7 protein-coding genes are annotated in these 6127 nt (G+C 64.1%); 4 read left to right on the top strand and 3 right to left on the bottom strand.

The genetic code is table 11. The features are described 5' to 3' along the window. Window positions 1-56: 56 nt before the first annotated feature. The 3 genes from MMB92_RS31925 to MMB92_RS31935 all read left to right on the top strand — a co-directional run bounded on the left by MMB92_RS31925 (window position 57) and on the right by MMB92_RS31935 (window position 2780). Entirely contained in the window at window positions 57-716 is a 660-nt protein-coding gene (locus MMB92_RS31925) for a pyridoxamine 5'-phosphate oxidase family protein (RefSeq protein WP_006485629.1), read from the top strand. Between the two features lie 356 nt (window positions 717-1072). After that, on the top strand, window positions 1073-1366 hold the full coding sequence (locus MMB92_RS31930; protein WP_006491875.1) for an H-NS histone family protein: 294 nt from the start codon (window positions 1073-1075) through the stop codon (window positions 1364-1366). 256 nt (window positions 1367-1622) lie between these two features. Further along, window positions 1623-2780: a cation diffusion facilitator family transporter gene (locus MMB92_RS31935; protein ID WP_006497446.1), complete on the top strand. Its 1158-nt coding sequence runs from the start codon at window positions 1623-1625 to the stop codon at window positions 2778-2780. Window positions 2781-2833: 53 nt separating this feature from the next. On the opposite strand, the gene MMB92_RS31940 is transcribed toward MMB92_RS31935, so the two are convergent. The 3 genes from MMB92_RS31940 to MMB92_RS31950 all read right to left on the bottom strand — a co-directional run bounded on the left by MMB92_RS31940 (window position 2834) and on the right by MMB92_RS31950 (window position 4684). Next, on the bottom strand, window positions 2834-3304 hold the full coding sequence (locus tag MMB92_RS31940; protein WP_006477376.1) for an Lrp/AsnC family transcriptional regulator: 471 nt from the start codon (window positions 3302-3304) through the stop codon (window positions 2834-2836). A 79-nt stretch (window positions 3305-3383) separates the two neighbouring features. Next, complete coding sequence (locus MMB92_RS31945) at window positions 3384-4043, bottom strand: exonuclease (RefSeq protein WP_212124448.1); 660 nt, start codon at window positions 4041-4043, stop codon at window positions 3384-3386. Continuing rightward, complete coding sequence (locus MMB92_RS31950) at window positions 4040-4684, bottom strand: MBL fold metallo-hydrolase (protein ID WP_006483678.1); 645 nt, start codon at window positions 4682-4684, stop codon at window positions 4040-4042. The genes MMB92_RS31945 and MMB92_RS31950 overlap by 4 nt, the downstream gene beginning before the upstream one ends. A gap of 655 nt (window positions 4685-5339) precedes the next feature. Here MMB92_RS31950 and MMB92_RS31955 point away from each other — a divergent pair. After that, complete coding sequence (locus tag MMB92_RS31955) at window positions 5340-5951, top strand: septal ring lytic transglycosylase RlpA family protein (RefSeq protein WP_006483675.1); 612 nt, start codon at window positions 5340-5342, stop codon at window positions 5949-5951. Window positions 5952-6127: the final 176 nt, after the last annotated feature.

Here is a 6127-nt window from a genome sequence, read left to right on the forward strand (position 1 = left end):
GCGGCGTGCGCGGGTAACATCGAAACCGATGCGCCCCTTCGACCGCAGGAGTCCCCTTGAACATCGATCCCGCCTTCGCCCTGCATCTGCTGCACCGCTGCGCGCTCGGCACGCTCGCCACCCATGCGCGCGAACCGCAGGGCTTTCCGTATCCGACCGTCGTGCCGTTTGCACCCGATGCGAGCCATCGGCCCGTGATCCTGGTGAGCGGCCTGGCCGAGCACACGCGCAATCTCGTCGCCGATCCGCGTGCGGGTTTCCTCGTCGTCGATGCCGGCGACGGCGACGTCCTGAACGCCGAGCGCGCGACGCTGTTGGGCCGGTTCGTGCCGCTCGGCGACGATCCGCACGTCACCGCGCGCTACCTGCGCTACGAACCGGACGCCGCACGCTATCTCGCGCTCGGCGATTTCGCGTTCTGGGCGCTCGAGATCGAGCGGCTGCGCTACATCGGCGGGTTCGGGCGAATGGGCTGGGTCGACGGCACGCAGCTCGATGCGCTGCCGCCGCTCGCGTTCGACGACGAGCAGGCGCTGTGGCACGCGTACGAGGCGGGCGACGCACGCCGCGACGGGCTCGACCTGCTCGGCGTCGATCGCCATGGCGCGGACTGGCGATGCGACGGCCGCCGGGTGCGCACGCCGTTCGACGCGCCGTCGGCCGACATCGGCGCGCTGCGCGACCGGCTGATCGCCTGCGCACAGGATGTGACGTGACGTCGCGGGTCAGTGATGAGTCCGTTTAGCAAACCGCGTCATGTGGTTTTCGCGAAACTGTCGTCCGATGAAAGCTTTGATTTTTTCGAATGCAGGGTAATTGCGTATGTTGATAGACCTAATAGTCAATCGCTAATGTCCTAATCTCTGTGTAGGAGCGTAAAAATTTGAGAAAAGGCCGCGGCCGGTCAAAATGACATGTGTGAATTACAATGGGTCTCGGTATTTTCATGAATCTCGCTTCTATCAAATCTTTTTTGTGCTAATCTCTGCCTTCGAAAATCCGAGGCACATATATTTCATGAATGGTGAGCTGGCTGCAGACCGGCGCCATTGGTCAGATAGAAAGGGAAACTATGTCTTCTTACAAGGACCTGCTGGCCCAGCGGGAGAAGCTGGAGAAGCAAATCGAAGAAGCGAAGTCGCGTGAATACGCTGAAGTGCTGAATGACGTGAAGCAGAAAATTGCCGACTACGGCTTTTCGCTCGCCGAACTCGGTCTCAGCCGCGCGAAGGCCGGCAAGGTCGGTCGTCCGCGCGCAGGCGTGGCGGCAAAATACCGCGATCCGGAAACGGGCGCGACGTGGTCGGGCCGTGGCAAGCCGCCGCGCTGGATCGCCGGCAAGAACCGCGAACAGTTTGCGATTTAAACGTTCGTTTAGGTTGCCCGCTCTTCAAAAGAGCCGCGTGTCCGTCGAGGAGCGCGGCTTTTTTGTTTTCCGGGCGCCGGCGGCCCGCTCGGCGCCGTCATAAAAATGTAAGAAACGCCGTGTGAATGAAAATGCGACACGTTCGTATAAGCGGTTGATTTAAATGAGAAATTTGTGGGTATTGGAAGGGCTTGCGGGGCGCTTTTGATAGAATTGCGTATCGCACACCGATGCGCACACCGATATCTCATATTTCATGTCTACGTTTTCCGGCGACGCGCAGAGCGCAGATAAGCACGCAGTTGCGCGCAAGAGCACGCTCGTCAGTATTGTCCTGAATGTCGTGCTTGCGACATTTCAGATCGTCGTCGGCGTGATTGCGCATTCGCAGGCATTGATTGCTGACGGTGTGCATTCGATTTCCGATTTGATCTCGGATTTTGTCGTGCTGGTTGCGAATCGGCATAGCGGTGCCTCGCCGGATGCCGACCACAATTACGGCCATAGCCGCTACGAGACGGTCGCGTCGCTGTTTCTCGGCGCGATCCTGATTGCAGTCGGTATCGGCATGCTCTGGCGTGCCGGCGATCGCCTCGTTAATCTCGAAAACATTCCGGCCGTGCATTTTTCCGCGCTGATCGTTGCGCTGACGGTGCTCGTGTCGAAGGAAGCGCTGTTTCGCTACATGCTGCGCGAAGCGCGGCGCGTACGCTCGGCGATGCTCGTCGCCAACGCGTGGCATGCACGTTCGGATGCCGCGTCGTCGCTCGTCGTCGCGATCGGCATCGTCGGCAGCCTGGCCGGCGTGCGGTTGCTCGACCCGATCGCGGCCGCGATCGTCGGCTTCATGGTCGCGCGCATGGGCTGGACGTTCGGCTATGACGCGTTGCAGGACCTCTCCGACCGCGCGCTCGATACGGCCGACACGGCCGAGATCCGCGCGCTGCTCGCCGCGACGCCCGGCGTGCGCGACGTGCACGACCTGCGCACGCGCAAGATGGGTGATGCCGCGCTCGTCGATGCGCACATCCTCGTTGATCCGAAGATCTCCGTCTCCGAAGGGCACTACATCGCCGAGACCGCGCGGGCGCGCGTGCTGTCCGACCCGCGCGTGCTCGATGCGCTGATCCACGTCGACCCGGAGAACGATGCGGCGCGCCGTCCGGCGCTCGCGCTGCCACCGCGCGGCGAGCTCGCGGCGCGGCTCGAGGCCGCGCTCGCGCAGCGCGGCCTGCGCGCGGCGGCGATCAACCTGCATTACCTGAGTACGGGGCTCGAGGTCGACGTGACGCTCGACAGCGATCCGCACGACACCGATGCGGCGCTGGCCGGCCGGCTCGACATCGAGACGCTGAAGCGCGAATTCGGCGCGCGCCGGATCGGCTTCACGCGCACGTTGCCCGCGCGGACGTGACCGGCAACCGGCAACCGTGAACGCGGGGCCCGCCGCGGGGGCGGGCCGGCGCGTTACAGCGGCAGTTGCGTGTCGAACTTGATTTCGCGCAGCACGACGCTCGTGCGCACCTGCGACACGGCCGGGATCTTGAAGATGCGCTCGTGCAGGAACACGTCGTAGGCCTTGATGTCCGGCGCGACGATCTTGAGGATGTAATCGGCTTCGCCGGTCGTGCTGTAGCACTCGGTGACTTCCGGGCAGGTCGCGATCTCGCGCTCGAACTGCTCGACGCCGCCTTCGTTGTGGCGCGTCAGGTGCACGTGCGCGAGCGCGCAGACGTGCAGGCCGAGCTTCTCGCGATCGAGCAGCGCCGTGTAGCGCTGGATCACGCCCGACTGTTCCATGTCCTTGATGCGGCGCCAGCACGGCGTGCTCGACAGGCCGACCTGGTCGGAGATTTCCTGAACGGAACGGCGCGCGTCGAGCTGCAACAGGCGAAGGATTTTTTGCGAAAAGGAATCGAGCGTCACCTGCGCCTCCATGCGGCAGCTACAACACGCTGAATGTTAGAGGGCCGGGAAAGGAAAGGCAATCTGGCGACGCGCTGTTGAGCGAGATTCGCTAATTTGCCCGCGGATCCGTGGGATTTTGTCCTGCCCCCGCGCTTTCCGACCGATCGGTATCCGACACGGCCAGGCTCGCCAGCGCGGCCTGCTGCCGGCGCAGGTCGGCGAGCATGTTGCAGAACAGCGCGCCTTGCTCGATCGCATCGTCGAGCGCGACGTGCGTGTGCGGATGATCGTCGAACCAGTGCTTCGGAAAGCGCGGCTTGATCGCCTTGCGGTACGGCAGGCCGGTCATCGCGAACGCGAGCGTCTTGATGTCGAGCGCCGACCACGAGAACGGGCAGCGCCCGGCGAAGCGCATCATGTACCAGAACATGAACGTGAAATCGAAGCCGGCCGGCATCGCGACGAACACCGGCTTGCCAGGCAGCGCCTCGACCCATTCGACGTAGGCGACCAGCGCCGCCTCGGGCGTCTGCAGATCGCGCCGGCACGCGGCCCAGGCTTCCGGCTCGGTCTTCCACCACGCTTCCTGCACCGGGTGCGCGTGCGCGCCGGGCAGCGTCTCGAGGTTCGCCGAGAACGTCGCGATCAGCTGCTTGTCCTCGGTATAGGCGGCCGACGCGAAGCTCAGCATCGAATGCGGACCGGGAATCGGGCCGTCGGCCTCGACGTCGGTGCTGACGTAAATTTCGGGGATGGCGGTCTGGTTCATCCGAATACCTTGTCGGACACGAACGGATTCGTGCGGCGCTCGTCGCCGAACGTCGACACCGGGCCGTGGCCGGGGACGAACGTGACGTCGTCGCCGAGCGGCCACAGCTTCTCCTTGATCGAACGGACGAGGTCCTCGTGATTGCCGCGCGGGAAATCGGTCCGGCCGATCGAGCCCGCGAACAGCACGTCGCCGACGATCGCGATGCGATGCGCGCGGCTGAAGAACACGACGTGGCCCGGCGTGTGGCCCGGGCAGTGATAGACCTCGAGCGTCTCGTCGCCGAACCGCACGGTGTCGCCGTCGTTCAGCCACTGGTCGGGCTCGAAGCTGTCGGCGGCCGGGAAGCCGAAGCGCTCGCTCTGCATCGGCAGCTTCTCGATCCAGAAGCGCTCTTCTTCCTGCGGCCCTTCGATCGGCACGCCGTAGTGCGTCGCGAGCGTCTTCGCGCCCGCGCAGTGATCGATGTGCCCGTGCGTGAGCAGCACCTTCTCGACCTGCACGTTCTGCCGCGCGACTTCCTGTTCGATCCGGTCGAGATCGCCGCCCGGATCGACGACGGCCGCGCGGCCCGTCTTCTCGCAGACGAGCAGCGAGCAGTTCTGCTGGAACGGCGTGACCGGAATGAGCGTGACTTTCATGGGGGCACCGGCGGCTAAAAGGAGCGATTGTACCGGTCGCGCGTGCCGGCTGCCGGGCGTGCGATACATGCCGTGGCGCGCGGATGCGGGCATTCCCGGAGCATGTCGATTGTTACAGCCATAGCGAGAATCAATGATGCGCCGGGGGTGCTTTTCGAGACAACGTTTTGATTTATGTATAATGTGCCCCATTGCGCGTGAATTTCACGCAATTCGCTGGTGTTTCGGCCCCGTTAAATGAGGCGTCCGATTCACCGTCAAGCATCGGCCGCCGGGGAGTCCGGCGGTGTATCCAGCACCGAGCATTCGGTGCTCACGTCTTGTCCGGCCGGGTGCTGCGCGCCCGCCTGCGGCCCTGCTGCCGCGCCGCCGGATGAGGCCTGTGCCGCCGTTCCTGTGCGTTGGTCGTATCGACGCGCGCGAACGTGAAGCCATGTTCGATGGCGGCATGTGGGGTCTGGTCAGGCTGTTGGGGACAGGTTGCGCCAGACGTGAAAACTAATCAGGACGGTTGCGGCCTAGACGAACGCCGCGCCCATGCTAGCCGCCTGCTCGCCTTCGAGCGGGGCGTGCACGCATTTGCCGTCCGGGCCGCATCTCTGCGTTGTGTAGCAGCGTTGTATCGATGCGGCCCGAACCAGAAGGCGACACGTCGATGAATTTACGTTTTCCGAGCCGATTCGGAACCATTGCATTGTTTTTTGCGCTGACGGGCTGTGCGGTGCCACCCAGCCAGACCACCGGCAGCGTGAACCAGAAGAAGGCGGTCGACAAGACGGCCGCTGCCGCGAAGGCGGACGACGACAAGCAGCCCCTCAGTTTCGATTCCGCGCTGGCATCGATGCCGGCGGCCGACAGCAAGGACGCGAAGAAGTCGTCGCTGGCGGACGCCGAGCCGATCGACGGCAAGGATGTATCCGATTTCCGCCAGACCGGTCGCGCATCGTGGTACGGGCGGGACTTCCACGGCCGCCGCACCGCGAACGGCGAACGCTTCAACATGAACGCGTTTACCGCCGCGCACCGCACGCTGCCGCTGTCGTCGTACATCAAGGTGACCAACGCATCGACCGGCAAGTGGGTCGTCGTGAAGGTCAACGATCGCGGGCCGTTCAAGCGCGGTCGCGTGCTCGACCTGTCGTACGCGGCGGCCAAGGTGATCGGCCTCGTGCACGCCGGCACGGGCCGCGTGAAGATCGAAGGGTTGTCGCCGCAGGAAGCACGCGAGGCCCGCGACGAAATGTTCGCGTCGATCTCGGCGAAGTAACGCGGCCAATCGTCCGCTCATGTACAAAGGGCTGCCTTCCGGCAGCCCTTTGTCGTTGTGCGCCCAGCATGGGCGCACTCCTGCGGGTGCAAGTCCCGCCATAAGCTGGTCACAGCGAATGAAGTGAAGCGCAACTGCATGAGGGCGACCGAATGTGGAGAGGAAGCGTGGAGCGT

This window comes from Burkholderia sp. IO2 (assembly GCF_029522185.1).
Lineage (GTDB): Bacteria > Pseudomonadota > Gammaproteobacteria > Burkholderiales > Burkholderiaceae > Burkholderia > Burkholderia cenocepacia.

Excerpts from the sequence above, each read along its gene's own strand:
- MMB92_RS31935 (WP_006497446.1), top strand. The coding sequence starts at position 1,623 with ATGTCTACGTTTTCCGGCGACGCGCAGAGCGCAGATAAGCACGCAGTT.
- MMB92_RS31945 (WP_212124448.1), bottom strand. The coding sequence starts at position 4,043 with ATGAACCAGACCGCCATCCCCGAAATTTACGTCAGCACCGACGTCGAG.
- MMB92_RS31940 (WP_006477376.1), bottom strand. The coding sequence starts at position 3,304 with ATGGAGGCGCAGGTGACGCTCGATTCCTTTTCGCAAAAAATCCTTCGC.
- MMB92_RS31930 (WP_006491875.1), top strand. The coding sequence starts at position 1,073 with ATGTCTTCTTACAAGGACCTGCTGGCCCAGCGGGAGAAGCTGGAGAAG.
- MMB92_RS31950 (WP_006483678.1), bottom strand. The coding sequence starts at position 4,684 with ATGAAAGTCACGCTCATTCCGGTCACGCCGTTCCAGCAGAACTGCTCG.
- MMB92_RS31955 (WP_006483675.1), top strand. The coding sequence starts at position 5,340 with ATGAATTTACGTTTTCCGAGCCGATTCGGAACCATTGCATTGTTTTTT.